The organism is Photobacterium sp. ABD4_091 (assembly GCF_056160145.1).
Genome location: NZ_JBSWWQ010000003.1, coordinates 195,878 through 211,018, shown reverse-complemented (window position 1 = coordinate 211,018; position 15,141 = coordinate 195,878). Strand labels below are relative to the sequence as shown.

General features: G+C 51.0%; 16 protein-coding genes. 6 read left to right on the top strand and 10 right to left on the bottom strand.

Features of this window, described 5'->3' with window-relative positions; genetic code table 11:
- Positions 1-35: 35 nt before the first annotated feature.
- Both ACXAGQ_RS22450 and ACXAGQ_RS22445 read right to left on the bottom strand, forming a co-directional pair.
- Positions 36-1,502: a sodium:solute symporter family transporter gene (locus ACXAGQ_RS22450; protein ID WP_475256917.1), complete on the bottom strand. Its 1,467-nt coding sequence runs from the start codon at positions 1,500-1,502 to the stop codon at positions 36-38.
- Between the two features lie 21 nt (positions 1,503-1,523).
- Positions 1,524-3,308, bottom strand: a complete 1,785-nt coding sequence (locus tag ACXAGQ_RS22445; protein ID WP_475256915.1) for an FAD-dependent oxidoreductase — start codon at positions 3,306-3,308, stop codon at positions 1,524-1,526.
- A 291-nt stretch (positions 3,309-3,599) separates the two neighbouring features.
- Here ACXAGQ_RS22445 and ACXAGQ_RS22440 point away from each other — a divergent pair, with 291 nt between their 5' ends.
- Entirely contained in the window at positions 3,600-4,595 is a 996-nt protein-coding gene (locus tag ACXAGQ_RS22440) for a LacI family DNA-binding transcriptional regulator (protein ID WP_475256913.1), read from the top strand.
- Between the two features lie 30 nt (positions 4,596-4,625).
- Here ACXAGQ_RS22440 and ACXAGQ_RS22435 read toward each other — a convergent pair whose 3' ends face one another.
- Positions 4,626-4,922 carry a DUF6482 family protein gene (locus ACXAGQ_RS22435; protein ID WP_475256911.1) on the bottom strand — a complete coding sequence of 99 codons (297 nt, stop codon included), beginning with the start codon at positions 4,920-4,922 and terminating at the stop codon, positions 4,626-4,628.
- Positions 4,923-5,185: 263 nt separating this feature from the next.
- Between ACXAGQ_RS22435 and ACXAGQ_RS22430 the strand changes: the two genes are divergently transcribed.
- The gene (locus ACXAGQ_RS22430) at positions 5,186-5,605 is read left to right on the top strand and encodes an SEL1-like repeat protein (protein ID WP_475256909.1); all 420 of its coding nucleotides are present in this window, start codon (positions 5,186-5,188) and stop codon (positions 5,603-5,605) included.
- Positions 5,606-5,729: 124 nt separating this feature from the next.
- Here the strand turns inward: ACXAGQ_RS22430 and ACXAGQ_RS22425 are convergent, their stop codons facing one another.
- On the bottom strand, positions 5,730-6,338 hold the full coding sequence (locus ACXAGQ_RS22425) for a TetR/AcrR family transcriptional regulator (RefSeq protein WP_475256908.1): 609 nt from the start codon (positions 6,336-6,338) through the stop codon (positions 5,730-5,732).
- Between the two features lie 120 nt (positions 6,339-6,458).
- Here ACXAGQ_RS22425 and ACXAGQ_RS22420 point away from each other — a divergent pair, with 120 nt between their 5' ends.
- Positions 6,459-7,637 (top strand): MBL fold metallo-hydrolase, encoded by a 1,179-nt coding sequence (locus tag ACXAGQ_RS22420; RefSeq protein WP_475256906.1) that lies wholly within the window; start codon positions 6,459-6,461, stop codon positions 7,635-7,637.
- A 100-nt stretch (positions 7,638-7,737) separates the two neighbouring features.
- Here the strand turns inward: ACXAGQ_RS22420 and ACXAGQ_RS22415 are convergent, their stop codons facing one another.
- Together ACXAGQ_RS22415 and ACXAGQ_RS22410 are read right to left on the bottom strand one after the other, a co-directional pair.
- Entirely contained in the window at positions 7,738-8,118 is a 381-nt protein-coding gene (locus tag ACXAGQ_RS22415) for a DUF2541 family protein (protein ID WP_475256904.1), read from the bottom strand.
- Positions 8,119-8,292: 174 nt separating this feature from the next.
- Positions 8,293-9,720, bottom strand: coding sequence for a hemolysin family protein (locus ACXAGQ_RS22410; protein WP_475256902.1), 1,428 nt, complete (start codon positions 9,718-9,720; stop codon positions 8,293-8,295).
- A 184-nt stretch (positions 9,721-9,904) separates the two neighbouring features.
- Here ACXAGQ_RS22410 and ACXAGQ_RS22405 point away from each other — a divergent pair, with 184 nt between their 5' ends.
- On the top strand, positions 9,905-10,396 hold the full coding sequence (locus tag ACXAGQ_RS22405; RefSeq protein WP_475256901.1) for a GNAT family N-acetyltransferase: 492 nt from the start codon (positions 9,905-9,907) through the stop codon (positions 10,394-10,396).
- A gap of 112 nt (positions 10,397-10,508) precedes the next feature.
- Positions 10,509-10,982, top strand: coding sequence for an arsenate reductase ArsC (locus tag ACXAGQ_RS22400; RefSeq protein WP_475256899.1), 474 nt, complete (start codon positions 10,509-10,511; stop codon positions 10,980-10,982).
- 38 nt (positions 10,983-11,020) lie between these two features.
- Here ACXAGQ_RS22400 and ACXAGQ_RS22395 read toward each other — a convergent pair whose 3' ends face one another.
- Together ACXAGQ_RS22395 and ACXAGQ_RS22390 are read right to left on the bottom strand one after the other, a co-directional pair.
- Positions 11,021-11,671: a cupin domain-containing protein gene (locus ACXAGQ_RS22395; RefSeq protein WP_475256898.1), complete on the bottom strand. Its 651-nt coding sequence runs from the start codon at positions 11,669-11,671 to the stop codon at positions 11,021-11,023.
- Between the two features lie 33 nt (positions 11,672-11,704).
- A complete protein-coding gene (locus ACXAGQ_RS22390; RefSeq protein ID WP_475256896.1) occupies positions 11,705-12,472 on the bottom strand; it encodes an SDR family NAD(P)-dependent oxidoreductase in 768 nt (255 codons plus the stop codon).
- A 104-nt stretch (positions 12,473-12,576) separates the two neighbouring features.
- Between ACXAGQ_RS22390 and ACXAGQ_RS22385 the strand changes: the two genes are divergently transcribed.
- The gene (locus tag ACXAGQ_RS22385) at positions 12,577-12,912 is read left to right on the top strand and encodes a winged helix-turn-helix transcriptional regulator (RefSeq protein ID WP_475256894.1); all 336 of its coding nucleotides are present in this window, start codon (positions 12,577-12,579) and stop codon (positions 12,910-12,912) included.
- A 47-nt stretch (positions 12,913-12,959) separates the two neighbouring features.
- Here ACXAGQ_RS22385 and ACXAGQ_RS22380 read toward each other — a convergent pair whose 3' ends face one another.
- Positions 12,960-14,084, bottom strand: coding sequence for an ROK family transcriptional regulator (locus tag ACXAGQ_RS22380; RefSeq protein WP_475256892.1), 1,125 nt, complete (start codon positions 14,082-14,084; stop codon positions 12,960-12,962).
- Between the two features lie 40 nt (positions 14,085-14,124).
- Positions 14,125-14,961: a glycerophosphodiester phosphodiesterase gene (locus tag ACXAGQ_RS22375; RefSeq protein ID WP_475256890.1), complete on the bottom strand. Its 837-nt coding sequence runs from the start codon at positions 14,959-14,961 to the stop codon at positions 14,125-14,127.
- Positions 14,962-15,141: the final 180 nt, after the last annotated feature.

Sequence of the window (15,141 nt, the reverse complement as noted above, 5' to 3'; positions counted from 1 at the left end):
TTTTTGTTAGGTGTCGTACAGAATTATTGTTTGTTTCAGCTAGCGGTTGAGGCGACAGTCAGTTGCTTCTTTTTCATGATATTGTCCGCAATCAATAGCATGGCCACTGGAACCAGTAGGCCGACAGCCTGGTTCATAACGCCCATGTTGGCAGCAAACCAGTCAATTTTGGCAAGTACAAACTGTAGGATAAATCCGGCACCTGCTGTGACCACCACCGTCAGGTAGGCGTGCAGTTTGGTGACCTTGCCAACAAACAATGCCCACAGGGTTGGCATCACCATAGGCCCGACAAACAGGCTGGTGATGCTGACAATCAGCTTCTCGGCGCCGCCCAAGTATGGAATGGAAATACTGATGCCGATAACCAGCATACCCAGCATGATAGTTACGATACGACCGACCTTCATCATTTGCTCGTCGTTAGCTTGCGGGTTGATGCGCTTGCCGTAGAACTCGGTGGTGAGCGCACCGGAGAACACGTTGAGCTCTGACGAGGCCATACTCGCTGTCGCGGCCAGCATTGAAGATACCACTAGACCTAGCATGCCTACTGGTAGCACTGCCTGTGCTGACAAAATGTAAGCCTGCTCTGGGTTGGCATCTGGATTGATAGTGCTATAGATGATTGGCGGCAGCATCCATAGTACCGGCGTGATGATGTAAAGCGCGCCAAACAGGTAAGAGGCCTTGCGGGCATCCCTTGGTGACTCGACACACAGGTGACGCTGGACGAATGCCCACTCACCACCGACCTTGAACACATGTACCAAGATCCAGCCGAAGATGAATATCTGGGTGTAGCTGCTGTTGAAGAACGACAGGTGGCCTTCTGGCAGGTTGGCAATGATGTTCTCGCTGCCGCCGCCCAGGCTGTAAATCATAGGCAAGATCAGGCAGACCGACAGCATCAACACCACAAACTGGGTGAAATCGGTCAGCAATACTGCCCACAGGCCGCCAAGGAAGGTGTAGAGGATGATCACCGTACCAACGATGATGATCAGCCAGTTGACGCTGAAGAAACCATTGTCATCGGCAAAGAAGTTGTCCGGCGAGACAGGGATCAGCGAGCTGACAATCACGGCCACCGAGTACAGGGCAACAGAAACCCCGATGATCCGGGTGACAATGCCTAGCCAGGTGTACATTTGCAGTACGCCTTGGCCATATTTCTGACCGACAAATTCAGCCGCCGAAGTGGCCCCGGATTCTTTCCATTTACCGGCAAAGAAATATCCGGCAATCAGGGCGGCAACACCCATGCTCATACATACAGTAATGGCGACTACACCAAGGCGGTAGGCCACACCGCCCCATACCACGAAGGTACCGGCAGAGAACATGGTCATATAAGCCGAGATGCCTGACATCCACCAAGGGGATTTCCCTCCGGCAGAAAACATTTCGGCGCTGTTGGTCATCCGCTTGGACGACCAGTAGCCGATCCCGACCATACCGGCCAGGAAGGCTATGAGGACTATTACGTCTAAGATGCTCATCGTTTCATTCCTATATCGTTATTAGAATACTTTAACTTCGAAGATTCGGGCACAAGGATCGCCATGGGTTGCTGTCACTGTGATCTGGATGGCGTCACAGCAAACGGGCTTGCCGAGTGCGATCTTGTTGTGGCGTAGGTGGTTTTCGGTAACAGAGTGTTGGTGGATTACCTGGCCATCCAGTAGGCAATCAATGCGATAATCTTTGACGATCTCCAGCGGGAAGCCTTCTCGTTGGGCTGCTTTGTTAGACTTGGAGATAGTGATCATAATTTCGTTCGACAAATTGGAGTCGAAGTTGAGGATCATTTCTGAGGCTTCGATAGTACGGCCGAAATCCAGTGTCAGAGTTTCGCCCTCAGAAGACAGAGGCTGGGAGACCCACAGGTTGCGCTGATCACCGATATTTCGCTGCCAACCGTTGATGACCTTGCCCGCCTCATAGCCTGCTTGCTGTGATGAGGCGCTGACCGCCGCCTGCAGGGCAAGGTTGTTAGGGTCGGTATCCTGGACGCCGAACAGGTAGCAATCGTCTTTGAGCAGGCGGTATTGCAGCTCTTTGATGTGGGCATTTAGTTCGCGTGGAGACAATGCGCGTGCAGAAATTGATTGTTCTACTGTCATTGCCGCAGCCGTACCGATAGCCTGGCCAATTACACCGCAGGTTGCCATGACCCGGGTCGAACCGAATGCCATGTGCGAAGCACTGATGTTGCGGCCGCCGACAAACAGGTTGCTGATGTTACGGGAATACAGGCTGCGGTAAGGGATCGAGTACATGTCATTGGTTTCGATCCATTTGGTTGGGGATTCCTTGCTCTTAAGGCCATCTTTGACATGCATGTCCATCGGCCAGCCACCGTAGGCAACAGTATCTTCGAACACCCGGGCGCCGAACAGATCGTTGGCATTGAGCACATAGTCACCCAGTACCCGGCGGCTGTCGCGTTTGCCCGGCAGCATACCGACCCAATCGAGTACGTAGTTCTCGGCACCGTGGTCACCACCGTTCTTGATGTGATCCCAAATACCGTAAACCGCCTTGAGTAGTTCATCACGGATCACCTCGCCATCGCGGGTAGTGTTGAGCTCAGTGCCACCCAGCTCGATCCACCAGTATCCGGCGGTGATGTCTTTGTGGCTGCGGTCTTTGAGATCATCTTCGGTATATGTGTTCGCCCAGCTTGGCTTTTTGAACGGCACCGGGTAGCCCATGTCCTTGGATTCGAACATCAGGGTATTGCCCATCATCACGTTGTCAGCCTGCTCGGGGGCGAGCTCTTCATCGTATTCGTGGCGGGCTTCACGGCCGGTACGCATCTCTGCTCCAGCCCGCAGAGACAGCACTGCATCGCCAGTGGTATCGACAAAGTTGTCGGCGAAAAACTCAAAGCGGCGCTCAGTCGTCGTCTGTTCCGCCTTGAATGACATGATTCGATCCCCGTCCATGTTCACATCGGTCATATGGGTGTTAAGGAACAGATCCAAATTGTCCTGGAAGGTGACTTTTTCCCACAGCACAGTATCGAGTACTGAAAATGAGTGTTGCGGGTTGATCAAGCGGTTGTCGAGCAAGATCTCTTCAATGATCCCCGTTTCGCGGGCATTTTGTTTGCTGGCGTGGTAGTCCGCGCCGCAAATATGCATCCGTACCTCAGAGCTGGCATTGCCCCCTAGTACCGAACGGTTTTGGATCAGCGCAACTTTTGCACCATGACGGGCTGCGGCTAATGCTGCACACACGCCGGAGATCCCACCGCCGACAACAACAATCTCATACTGACGGGTTTCAAAGGTGTAATTCATACCTGTTACTCTCATTCAATGAATCGCTTTCTTGTTTGCTTAAGCGTTTAAGCAAATTTGAAATAATACTAAGCAGACCGGTAGAAAGTGAAAACGTTTTCCCTATGAAAATGTGATCTTGTTAAAGTTGCCAGGTGCCGCAGTGTGCGCTGGCTCATGTTTCGGTATAATGCCAGCAGCATTGTCGTTCATGCGCTGAATAGAAGGCTGGACGTCGTTAAGCAAGCAATTTTCGAGGCATACAACTGAAGTTCAGGCATGAGTCTCTGGGCTGACGTGGTGGAGTAGTAAATGGCAGCGACATTAAAAGATATTGCCAAGGTGGCAGGTGTTTCGGCAGTAACTGTGTCGTATGTACTGAATAATAAAAACAGGGTGAGCGAAGCGACCAAAGCGAAGGTGATGGAAGCGGCGAAATCACTCAACTATGTGCCAAACCGCGCCGCTAAAATGCTGGCAAGTAAATCGACCAAACACATTTGCTTGGTCATCTCTGGCCCTGACTATGAGTACCTGACCAACCCGTATATCTACAAATTGGTCAATGGTATTGGCTCGTCATTGAACCAGCATGGCTATGAGCTGACGTTGCGTATGGCCAAGGCAGATAATGAGCTGGCGTTTATCCAGGGCGAGCTCAACTCCAATCTTTATGACGGCGTGTTGATCTGGGGTACCCGTATGCCAGATGATCAGTTCCTTTCGCTATTCGACCACCGTGTACCGATTGTATCCATTGCCCGTGATCTGCAGGATGAAGCGGTTAATGCTGTGCTGGTGGAGCATTACCGGTCAGCTTACAGAATGACCCAATACCTTATCGATAGCGGCTATCGAAAAATCATGTTCCTCGGTAAATTGGATGTGATCAAAGCAGCGCGGGACCGCTTCGAGGGCTATCGCCAAGCCTTGCTCGACAATGGTATTGAATACGATGAAAGTTGGGCCTACAAGGCGGACTATTATCAGGAAGATGCCTACCAGATCGTGTCAGAAATGGAAGAGATTAGTTTTGATGCGGTGTTTGCCGCATCGGATCTGATGGCAATTGGTGCGATGAAAGCTTTGTTGGAGAAAGGTTTGTCGATACCTAGTGATATTGCTGTTGCTGGCTTCGATAACATCCCCAATAGTGATATGTTGCCAGTCGCTCTGACTACCGTTGATACGCCGATTTTTCAGCTGGGCTCCCAAGCTGCAACCATGCTGGTGAAATTGCTCGAGGAGCAGGAAACCGAGCGCAAGATAGAGCTCGGTACCGAGCTCAGGATCCGCCAGTCAGCGTAAACACATCGAATAAGAGGGTGGGAAGGGAAGCTAGAACGTAATGTCGTAGCGAACTTTTCCACCTGCGCTGTCGGTGCTGCCAATCATTTCATCGTAAGGTGTCACCATTTCAAATACCGCTTGGTGGATCCCCAATTTGCTCAGCTTTTGTTTGGCTTCGTGCAAGGAGTGTCCGGTGACCGAGTGATGAGCTTCATCTTTCAAATGGTAAAAATTACCTTTTTCATCCTCCCCGCCGATTAAGTAACAGGTCGAGTCGGCAGTATTGATGATGGTTGGCGTGAACTGTCCTCGTTTCATCAATGAAAGTAATGCTTCCTGAGTCATATTCTTACCCCTTCTTTTAAGCAGTAATTACATCAACGCGAATAGCTTTGTCAGCGATCACCTCGCTAAATGATAATTTACACAGCCACTATGACGCCTGGATGTCAGAAAGTGCTTTGGGGCAAAGTGCACTGAAATGGTGAAAATCAACCTGACGCTTAGCGTTAACTTATTGATCTGATTAGTCACAAAACTGGCATACCTTTTTCATCTAACAACAATATTGTGTGATTAAGATCATAATTCACAAGTTGGAGGTGAATATGCAGCGTGGCATCAAGAGTGTGATACGGGGTATGACTTTGTTTGTAGCGGGATCGATGACGGTGGTTTCTATGGCTCAGGCGGAAATCACACCTGAACAGCTCAAGAGGTTGCAACTCATGGCAGGTTTGGGGGATAGCCAGTCACAGCTCTCCTTGGCTGAAGCCTATGCACTGGGCTATGGCGGGTTAGTTGTCAGTGAAGAAGAAGCCGTGAAATGGCTAACTCAGGCCGCGCAGCAGGGTAATGCGGCAGCGCAGTATAACCTGGGCGATATGTATTACTTTGGCTTGGGAGTTGAATTGAGTGCAATGACAGCCTACAACTGGTATTTGAAAGCGGTCGCCAAACGGCACCCCCCACGCCCATTACATGGTTGCCTTGCTGCAGGCCAAGGGAGAGCTTGGCGAAGCCGATGACGCTATGGTTCAGTACTGGCTAACAGAAGGCGCTTCTTATGGCGATCCCAGTGCCTCCTATGTGCTGAATCATATGGGGATTGAGCAGCTCAGCCAGTTATAATCCAACGATAGCGATCACAGCTTATCGTACTTCATAGGCGGCCACGAACTGCTTGACCGCCGACTCGATAGTCGCCTGTTGTATGCCCGCATCGGGCGACGGCATATGGGCCATGATCTGTGGCCACAGGATAGTGGCTTTCAAGCTGCCGATAAATTGCTCCGAGGCAATTTCCGGGTAGGCTACGTCAAGCCTGCCTGCAGCCATACCGTCTCGGATCCATTGGCTAAGTCCATGGCAGCCATCGAGGGGCTGGAATTTTTCGACCATCAAGGTTGCCAACGCTTTGGAGCGGATACATTCACCCATCACCACTCGGGCCACCGCCATGAAGCAAGGGCTGCAGAGCAATTCAACCTCCTTCTGGGCTATGTGGGTGAGCTGATCTTTGACGCTTTGCTCTGGGCTGAATGGAATGGAGCTGATCACTTTGACGTTGGATAACAGCCGTTCAACAATCACCTCGAACAGGCTTTCTTTGGTTGGGTAGTACTTGTAAAGTGTCCGCTTTGAAACCTCGGCTTTTTTCGATATCGCTTCCATACTGGCTTGTTCTAGCCCTTTTGCTGAAAAAATTTCCAGTGCGGCACAAACAATATTTTCCTGTTTAATTTCAGCGACTTTACCCATACAAATTACCCAAATGTGTGATGATGTAGAATTAAAAGGTAAACGGGTGTGTTTACTTTTTAGCTTTAATGGCTATGATGAAAAGTATACACCATCGTTTACTTTCGAGGCTAGCAACAAATGAAAACTACACTGAAAGCATCTCTGGTTGCCGTAATGGGTGCCCTTGGCCTAGTGGCCTACAACAGTGGCAGTGCAAATACAGACGGCAGCTATGTACGCAGCCAGGAGATCCGCGAAGCACGTATTGCCAGCTCGCCTCAATTTAAAGATGGTAAAGCCATTACCAACATGCCCAGTGTTCAGAGTGAAGAAGGGATGCTGTCGGTGATGTGGAAATTCTTCATGCAGCGGGATCAGTACAAGCCCCAGCAGCGTCTGCAGTTCCAAGCGGTGGATACCCCTATGCTGGAAACTGCAAGTGAAGCGTTGCGGGTGACCTGGCTAGGCCATTCATCCCTGTTTTTGGAAGCCGATGGCGTGCGTATGCTAGTCGATCCGGTATTTGATTATGCCTCTCCGTCAGCGTTTGCCAGAATGTTCTCGCGCAACGTCGATGCGCCGGTAAGCCGCGAGGACTTGCCGCTGCCGGATGTGATCCTTATTTCCCATGACCACTACGATCACCTCGAAGAAGCAACGGCACGTTTCTATGCCGATAAGAACGTACGCTTCTTTGTTCCGCTTGGCGTAGGGCGTCACTTGGAAAAGTGGGGTGTTAAGCCGGGCAATATCGAAGAATTTGACTGGTGGGAAAGTATAGCGGTTGGTACGGTTCGCATAACCTCAGCACCGGCCAACCATAATTCAGGCCGCGGTTTATTTGATAGTAACAGTACGCTGTGGTCGTCTTGGGCGATCCAATCAGAAGCGGGCAGCGTGTTCTTCAGTGGCGACTCAGCTTATGGCGAGCACTTCAAGCAAATCGGTGAGCGTTTGGGGCCATTTGATATGACTTTTATCGAAGTTGCCGCCAACGTAAAAGATGGCAAGGGTTATCCAGTCGAAGGCTGGGGCCATATGCAGGCCGCCCATACTATGCAGGCCCACTTGGATGTCGGTGGCGACAAGCTGTTCCCGGTTCATTGGTCGACGTTCGAATTGTTCCTCCATAAATGGGATGAGCCGGTTAACGATTTGATTGCCGAGGCCGATATTCAAGGGGTGGAATTGGTAACGCCTTTGATTGGCCAGAGCTTGGATATGTCCCAGCCATTCCAGACCTCGTATTGGTGGCAGGGTAGTGAGCAGTGGCAGGAAGCCTCGGAGATGACCCAGTTGGCCTACCGGACCGAGTAATCCCTCGCAAGAATCGTTTGCTGTTACCGCTCGTATTAATATCGCGTAAAAGGGCAGTATCTGTGGCTACTGCCCTTTTGTATTTTGAATAGAGGTGATGTTACTGTCGGCCGTACACCCGAACTCCAGCCGAAGACTCCTTGGCCTTGCCGAAAACTTCGAGATTTTTTACACAGCGGGTATAAGCAAACTTACGCCAGTCTGTCTGGTCATGTTTGTCCAGCTTGCGGTGGAAATGGATGGTTTTGGTGTCGTCATTGTTGAAGGTCACCACGATACGCTCTAGTCGCATATCTCGGTCGGCCTTCACTCTGATCGCGTCCACTCGTCGGCATACCAGCAAGGGGATCTGTGCGCCGTGATCGCTTTTGCCTAATAAGATGGTTCTGCCTAGTGTGATTTTGTCATCGTCGGCATGAGCAAGCGAAGAAGCACCTAGCAAACCCAGGCTCAGTGCCAACATCATTATATGTACTTTCATTTTTCTTCTTCAGAAATAACAGCGTCGCTGTTAAGCCAAATACGGTGGTGGGCAGTATCGCCCACCCGTTGCTGGCCCTGCTTGGTCACACGGTGGAGCCGTGATTCTATGAGGGCAGCGGAATATACGCCTGATTTTTATCTGTTAAGACAGGGCTGTGTAAAATATTGCCCGTTAGAGCTCTTTCTTAGTCTTGTCTTGGTGAGTGGCGTCTTGACCATCTAGCGTATTTTTCTTTTCGGTACTTTTTTCTTTGATACAGCTCTCTTCGGTACTTTCTTCTTCGATACAGCCCTCTTTGGTTTTGTCATCGATGGGTTCTATGCGGGTGACGGTGATTTTATCGGCCCGGTTACCATCGACTTGGGTGACCTCGAAGTGCCAGCCGTCCCATTCAACGCTGTCGCCGACGGAAGGGAGGCCGCTCAGGCTCCACATCAGCATACCGCTCAAGGTATGGTAGCCGTGTTGGGTTTCGTCGGGCAGGTCGTCAAGTTCAAGCAAGTCCTTCATCACCAGTATTGGGATCAGGCCATCCATCGACCAACTGCCATCTTCATTTTCGACCGACCAGATATCCTCCGGCGCACGGGTTTTGAATTCACCGGCCAAGGCTTCGAGGATGTCTTTCGGGGTGACTATCCCCTGAACATCACCGTATTCATCAACCACAAACACCATGACATCCCCCGAGTGGCGGAAGTGCTCCAGCAGTTGGTTACCGGTCCAGTTTTCCGGAATAAACACAGGAGGTAGCAAGTAATGCTCCATCGGACTGCGCGGCCGTGCAATTTGGTATTGCAGTAACTGCTTGGTGGTAATAACTCCTTTGGGGTTGTCCATATTGCCTTGGATCACCGGAAAATGCTGGTGGCTCGATGCAACCAGGTAGTTGAGGTTGCTCTCGTTAGGCTTGTCGAGGTCCAGTGCCACGATTTCACTGCGCGGAGTCATTAGCGAGGTCACTTTGCGATCGTCAAAATGGAACACATTTCTGACCATGGCATGTTCTTGCTTTTCGATAACGCCGCTTTGCGAGCCTTCGGCCAATACCGCTTTGATGTCTTCCTCGGTCAGTGCATCCGCTTGGCTGTCAACGTTGCTTTTTCCCAGCAGCTTGAGAGTGAACTCAGTCGACGCCGACAGTAAGAAAACAAAGGGCCGCGACAGGCCAGCCAGTAACGTCAGCGGGCGGGCCATTCGGCGGGCAATATTTTCAGGATTGAGTTGGGCGAGACGCTTGGGAACCAGTTCGCCAACCACAATAGACAGGTAGGTGATACCAATTACCACAATAGCGGTAGCGGCAACCGAGCTGGTTTTGGCGGCAAGGCCAAATTGCTGCAGGTATTCGGCCAGTGGCCCGGCGAGGGCAGCTTCACCGAAAATCCCGTTGAGGATACCGATTGCCGTAATACCAATTTGTACTGTAGATAGAAAGCGCGTCGGCTCTTCGCCAAGCTTGATGGCACTCGCAGCGCCTTTGTCGCCAGTGCCTGCCAATTTTTGCAGGCGGCTTTTTCGTGCAGTGACCAGAGCAATTTCTGACATGGCGAAGACGCCATTGAGCAGAATAAGGCCGGCCAAAATAAGCACGTCCATGAGGTTCTCCTTCATGTTCGAGGCTGCTGCCTCTAAGCATATGTGTTGTGTTCAAAAAAATGGTGAGGTGGTTAACAGGTTTGAAAATAACGAGTCAGTGGTGGGATGAACATGGAGAAATATTTATCTTCACCAACGGCAATTTTGATTAAGATAGCGGGAGCGAATAAAAGGAAACAAAGAAATGAAAATCGAGATGAATTTCTCAACCCAAAGGCTATCTGCCAAGAACCTAGATCGCACCATGCCGGGCATTCAGAGTGAAATTATGGCCATGTTCACTGAGCCGGTCAGTCGTCACCTGCCCCCATCCTGCCAGAATTTCCGCACTGCCGCGGATGTCGACAATTGGCTGGAGGGCATGGCGCAGACAGGCTCAGTGTTGAGGCTCACCGAGCAACAGCAAGCGATAGGGTATCTGTTTGTTTTCCCTGAGCCGGAAAACAGCTACCGCCTAGGCTATGTGTTAGCTGAAACCCAATGGGGCAAAGGCTTTGCGACCGAGGCGATGCAGGGGCTTGTCGCTTACCTGAAAGAGCATGAGCAGGCTGCCTGTTTTGTCGCTGGCGTCGAGCCCGAGAATGCTGGGTCGGTGAAAGTGCTCAACAAGCTCGGTTTTAGCTATAGCTATTCCGAGCAGGAAGTAGATTACTTTATTCTCAAGCCGAACTCTTGAGACAAGGCATTCATTGCAGGCTCCTGAACAAACGACTGCAAAAAAACTGTCACACTGACAAAAGCCTAATTCTCTACACTGAAAAATGTGTTGGTGTATGTAGGGGATGCCAGTGAAGGTTTTGTTCGTTTGTAAGCACAACTCTTGCCGCAGCATTCTTGCCGAGGCGATTGCCAAGCGCTTCCTTCCGCCGCGGTTTGAGGTGGTCAGTGGTGGCAGCGACCCAACCGGAGATCTCCACCCGTTCGTTCAACAGTATCTTAATGATATGGGGTTGGACGCCAAAGACTTTCATAGCAAGTCATGGGAGGAATTTGTCCATTTCCACCCAGATATAGTGATTTCGGTGTGTGATATCCAGCATGGGGAGCAAGGCCCCAATTGGCTGGCTGATGGTGTGAGGGTGTACTGGGGGCTCAATAACCCGTTAGATTTTGCCGATGACGAAGCGCAATTCGAAGAGCAATGCCACCTTGCCTCCGTCACGTTGAAAAAGCGGATCGATAAATTGGCAACCTGCTATTTCGAGAATATGACCCACCAAGAAGTGCATGCCGAGTTAGAGAGAATTGGGGCTATGGGTTAGCTGTCCTATATCGGTTAATAGCCCCATACCTAAAACACTTAGCTCGGCAGATGCCCCGTTTTGACCAAGATAATGGTCTCTTGCTTGACATAGGGGAAATGTTCGCTCAGGTGCGGGCTGCGCAGCCAGGTGCCAGTAGGATAGCGACCGAACTCATCGTTGAACTCACCGGATAACACCAGGATTTCTTCTCCGCCCCAGTGGCGGTGGGGCTGGAACCGCTCACCAGCTGGCCATTTCACCAAAGCGGTATGCTGGTGGCCGAACTCATGCAGCGGCATGACCTTTAGGCCGCCGATCCCCGGTTGCCAAGGGGTTTGGTTAGTATCTATGCGGATCTGCTGACTATCATCTGGCATAAACTGGTTGAGTTTGACGAAGATCGTACATCCCTGTTTGCTAAATGGCGCATGTTGGCTGCCCGGCGGGTTGCGGATATAGGTACCGGGGCCAAAGTCGCCGGTTTCATCAGAGAAAACGCCCTCGAGCACAAAGATTTCTTCGCCCATCGGGTGCGGATGAGGAGCAAAGGCCGAGCCTTCGGCATAGCGGACAATGCTGGTGGTGTGGCCTGATTCTTTGGTTTCCCTCTCCAACGGTTTGCGCCACACGCCATTTGCCGGGCTGGGCAGCCAATCCATTTGTGCGGTTCCAATCACTAGCCGCTGTTGAAAGTCCATGTTGAGCATTCTTCACCCCTCCCCGGGTATTATTGATATAGGTTAGTTTCGGCCTGCCATTACGCCGCCGTCGACATCCCAGATAGCGCCGGTCACCCAGCTGGCATCGTCCGATAGCAGGAAGCTGATGCTATTGGCAATGTCTTCCGGTGTACCGATCCGACCGATAGGGTGGAAGTCATTGAACCCTGCCAAAGCCTTATCAATTTGCTCAGGCTCGATAAAAGCCCCATATATCGGCGTTTTTACAACCGCAGGCGAGACGGCATTGACGCGGATATTGTGCTCGGCCAGCTCCATTGCCATATGCTGGGTCAGGGCATGAAGCCCGGCTTTTGCCATCGAGTAAGCCGATGACGGTGTTGCCTTGATGGCCTGCTTGGCCCACATTGAGCCGATATTCACGATGCTGCCGCCACCATGATTGATCATATTCTGTGCTACGGCCTGGCTGATCCGGAAGGTCGCTTTGTTGAGCTCCATATAAGTATCATAATCGGCCATCGAATGGTCAATGAAGGCTTTGGGGTTGAAGTACCCGGCGGCATTGACTAAATAGCTGATGACACCATGACTGTTGATATTGTCGATTAATTTCTCGACGTCTTGCGGCTGATATAGATTAGCTTGCAGGCCGGTCACCTTGCTGCCTAGGTCATTGAGCTCACTAACCGCCCGGTCGAGTTTATCGGGGTTGTTGCCGACAATAATCACATCAATATTCTGTTTGCTGAGCTGTTTGGCTGTCTCAAGGCCCATACCGCTGGTACCACCGATAATGAGTGCTGCGCCTGTGTGGGAAAAGGTCATTTGTTTTCTCCTGCCTGTGTGCGATAAGCTAATCTTAGGTTCACTATTAACCTGCTGAATAGTCAGTACAATTCGGTGGGGTAGGTACTTTTTGGTACATCTTTATGAAAACACAGGAAAACTTTTTTTCGCGAAAATCGGCCCCCGAGCGTGCTGCGCGTATGGTTGAGACGATTTATGGGTGCAAATGGTCGCTGACGGTGTACCAGTTACTGGCAAATGGCATCAATCGACCGGGGGAGATGGTCAGATCAGTCGAGGGGCTATCGACCAAGGTGCTCAATGAGTGCCTGAGGAAAAATGTCGAGTTCGGTATCTTGGACAAAGTGGTGTTTAACGAGCTACCGCCGCGCGTGGAATACCATGTGACGCCATTTGGCGAGAAGTTTCTGCGGATACTCGAAGAGCTCGAAAAGCTACAGCAGGAAATTGAGAGTTAGCCTGAAGTGAAAAAGCGCCGATATGATCGGCGCTTTTTTCACAATAGCTATTGCCCCAATGTTCTGAATACTGGGTACATACAGGCTCCGAAGGCATTGAGGTGCTTGCCGACTTTGGATGGAGAGACCGGTGCCAGCGGGTAGATATGTGCAGAATCTTCCCAGTACTGTTCAAGATCCATCTCCGTGATAATGGCTTCGCTTAGATAGGCAGGGCAAGTACCGCCTATTACCACGCAATCAGGGTCGAACCAGGTAATGGTCAGCATCAGTGCCGGTGACAGTTTGATGGCAGCCTGTTTGACCCACTCAGCGACGACTGGGTGCTCTAATCCTGGGAGGTCATCAATACTGGCGATGGGAGTACCGGCTTCCTCGAGGCTTTTCATTAGCTCACGAATAGAAGGTCTCGGCCCTTTGCTAAAGTAGGTAAAATAGCTGCCGATTTCACCGGCGTTCTGGTGCTTGCCGCGATGGAGCTTACCATTGACGATGATCCCGCCACCGACACCGTGACCGATCTCGACAACCACCATATTCTTTGCCCCATTCCATAGACCGGAGTAATACTCTCCGACGGCTGCGACATTACAGTCATTGTCTATCCAAACCGGCCATTCGAACTGTTCACCGAACATCTGGGCCAGGTCCTTTTCACGCCAGTGGGCGAGCCAACGGATCGTGTGGATGTGGACACCATTCCCTTTGTGCGGGCCCGGCATGGATACGCCCATGCCCAGGATGCGTGCCTGCTGCAGACGGTGCTTTTCGATCAGCTTATGGACTTGCTGGTGGATCATCTCCAGCACATTCTCGACCGGATCATCTTCCTGGTAGTGGAAGGTCATTTTATCAATGATATCACCACAGAAATTCGCTAAAGCCACATCGATACGGTAGATGTGGAAAGCGATGCCAAACGAGAACGCCGCGTAGGGATTAAGCTCGATGGGAATGATCGGCTGGCCACGGCCAACCACAACCCGACTACCTTCTTTGATCAGGTTCATAGCCAGCAGCTCTTTGGATAAGCTGGTGACTGTCCCGCTACGCAAGCCGGTGACTTCAGCAATCCGGGCTCGCGACACAGGCCCCTCATCACGGCAAACCGAAAGCAATTTCTTCTGCCCCGGGGTCAGTTCGAGTTGTAGTGGTTTAATTGGCGTTAACATGGAAATGTTCCTGTGTGGGGAGCCCGCGCTCCCCTTTGGATCAGAGTGCAATCAGTCCCGCCTCGTCTGCAAGGCGTCTTAGCATCGCGATATCATCATGGCTGATCATATCGACGAGTCCCTCTTTCATCCAGCTGATGATCTCGGAATGAACATCATACCCGAAATGTTCATTAAACCAATGTGTTGTGTCTTGATCTTTGGTCGGAAGATACAAGCGGGTGCACAGACCTGCCTGCTTGTACGCTCGAAGATCCTCGATATCGGCGTGCGGATACTCAAAGCATACACAATCAGCGTTTGATGCCTGTACTGCCGCGAGTTGATCATTGTAGCGGGCAAGGGTTACCACTTGGATGTGCAGGCTTGGCAAAAGGGCCTTTGCGCGGTTGACCAACCGGTGGTCAAAACCCAGCAGCTGGATATGGGATTGGGCATCAGGGTATGTCTTTTCAATCTCTTTGATCAGTTCAACAAATTTCTCAGCCGCTTGCTGGTGGCGTCGGCGTTGCTTGATCTCAACAACCAGTCCGGCGTTGTTTTCAATTGCCCAGATCAGCAGGTCTTTAAACACCGGGATTTTAGTGCCTTGGAATTGCTCTCCAAACCAACTGCCGTAATCGTATTGCTGTAACTCAGTCAGCGTCATCTGCTCGACATAGCCGCTGCCGTTGGAAGTGCGGTCAATGCTTGGGTCGTGGATCACCACAAACTGATCATCGGCTGTCATGGCGATATCGATCTCGATGCAGGATGTGCCCGCTTCCAAGGCTGCGACAAAGGCCGGCATGGTATTTTCCGGGCATTGCAGGCTGGCACCACGGTGGCTGTTAAGCAGGACTTTCCCTTCTTGGGCAACGAGGAAATTAAAAGACATTCAGGTGTACCTTTAAGTTATTTAATAAAGTTTATTAGATGGTATTTCTCTCCCTTACATTCTGTCAATAGTCTTTTTATTTATTGATATAAGGCGTGGCACATTAAACTTTATCATTATATATCAGTTAATTAATGTTGTTTGCCGCTGATTTGTCTGGAATCTAACCGGATTGAAGTC

Excerpts from the sequence above, each read along its gene's own strand:
- ACXAGQ_RS22415 (WP_475256904.1), bottom strand. The coding sequence starts at position 8,118 with ATGAAAGTACATATAATGATGTTGGCACTGAGCCTGGGTTTGCTAGGT.
- ACXAGQ_RS22385 (WP_475256894.1), top strand. The coding sequence starts at position 12,577 with ATGAAAACACAGGAAAACTTTTTTTCGCGAAAATCGGCCCCCGAGCGT.
- ACXAGQ_RS22440 (WP_475256913.1), top strand. The coding sequence starts at position 3,600 with ATGGCAGCGACATTAAAAGATATTGCCAAGGTGGCAGGTGTTTCGGCA.
- ACXAGQ_RS22380 (WP_475256892.1), bottom strand. The coding sequence starts at position 14,084 with ATGTTAACGCCAATTAAACCACTACAACTCGAACTGACCCCGGGGCAG.
- ACXAGQ_RS22420 (WP_475256906.1), top strand. The coding sequence starts at position 6,459 with ATGAAAACTACACTGAAAGCATCTCTGGTTGCCGTAATGGGTGCCCTT.
- ACXAGQ_RS22435 (WP_475256911.1), bottom strand. The coding sequence starts at position 4,922 with ATGACTCAGGAAGCATTACTTTCATTGATGAAACGAGGACAGTTCACG.
- ACXAGQ_RS22375 (WP_475256890.1), bottom strand. The coding sequence starts at position 14,961 with ATGTCTTTTAATTTCCTCGTTGCCCAAGAAGGGAAAGTCCTGCTTAAC.
- ACXAGQ_RS22405 (WP_475256901.1), top strand. The coding sequence starts at position 9,905 with ATGAAAATCGAGATGAATTTCTCAACCCAAAGGCTATCTGCCAAGAAC.
- ACXAGQ_RS22430 (WP_475256909.1), top strand. The coding sequence starts at position 5,186 with ATGCAGCGTGGCATCAAGAGTGTGATACGGGGTATGACTTTGTTTGTA.
- ACXAGQ_RS22390 (WP_475256896.1), bottom strand. The coding sequence starts at position 12,472 with ATGACCTTTTCCCACACAGGCGCAGCACTCATTATCGGTGGTACCAGC.
- ACXAGQ_RS22395 (WP_475256898.1), bottom strand. The coding sequence starts at position 11,671 with ATGCTCAACATGGACTTTCAACAGCGGCTAGTGATTGGAACCGCACAA.
- ACXAGQ_RS22445 (WP_475256915.1), bottom strand. The coding sequence starts at position 3,308 with ATGAATTACACCTTTGAAACCCGTCAGTATGAGATTGTTGTTGTCGGC.
- ACXAGQ_RS22425 (WP_475256908.1), bottom strand. The coding sequence starts at position 6,338 with ATGGGTAAAGTCGCTGAAATTAAACAGGAAAATATTGTTTGTGCCGCA.
- ACXAGQ_RS22410 (WP_475256902.1), bottom strand. The coding sequence starts at position 9,720 with ATGGACGTGCTTATTTTGGCCGGCCTTATTCTGCTCAATGGCGTCTTC.
- ACXAGQ_RS22450 (WP_475256917.1), bottom strand. The coding sequence starts at position 1,502 with ATGAGCATCTTAGACGTAATAGTCCTCATAGCCTTCCTGGCCGGTATG.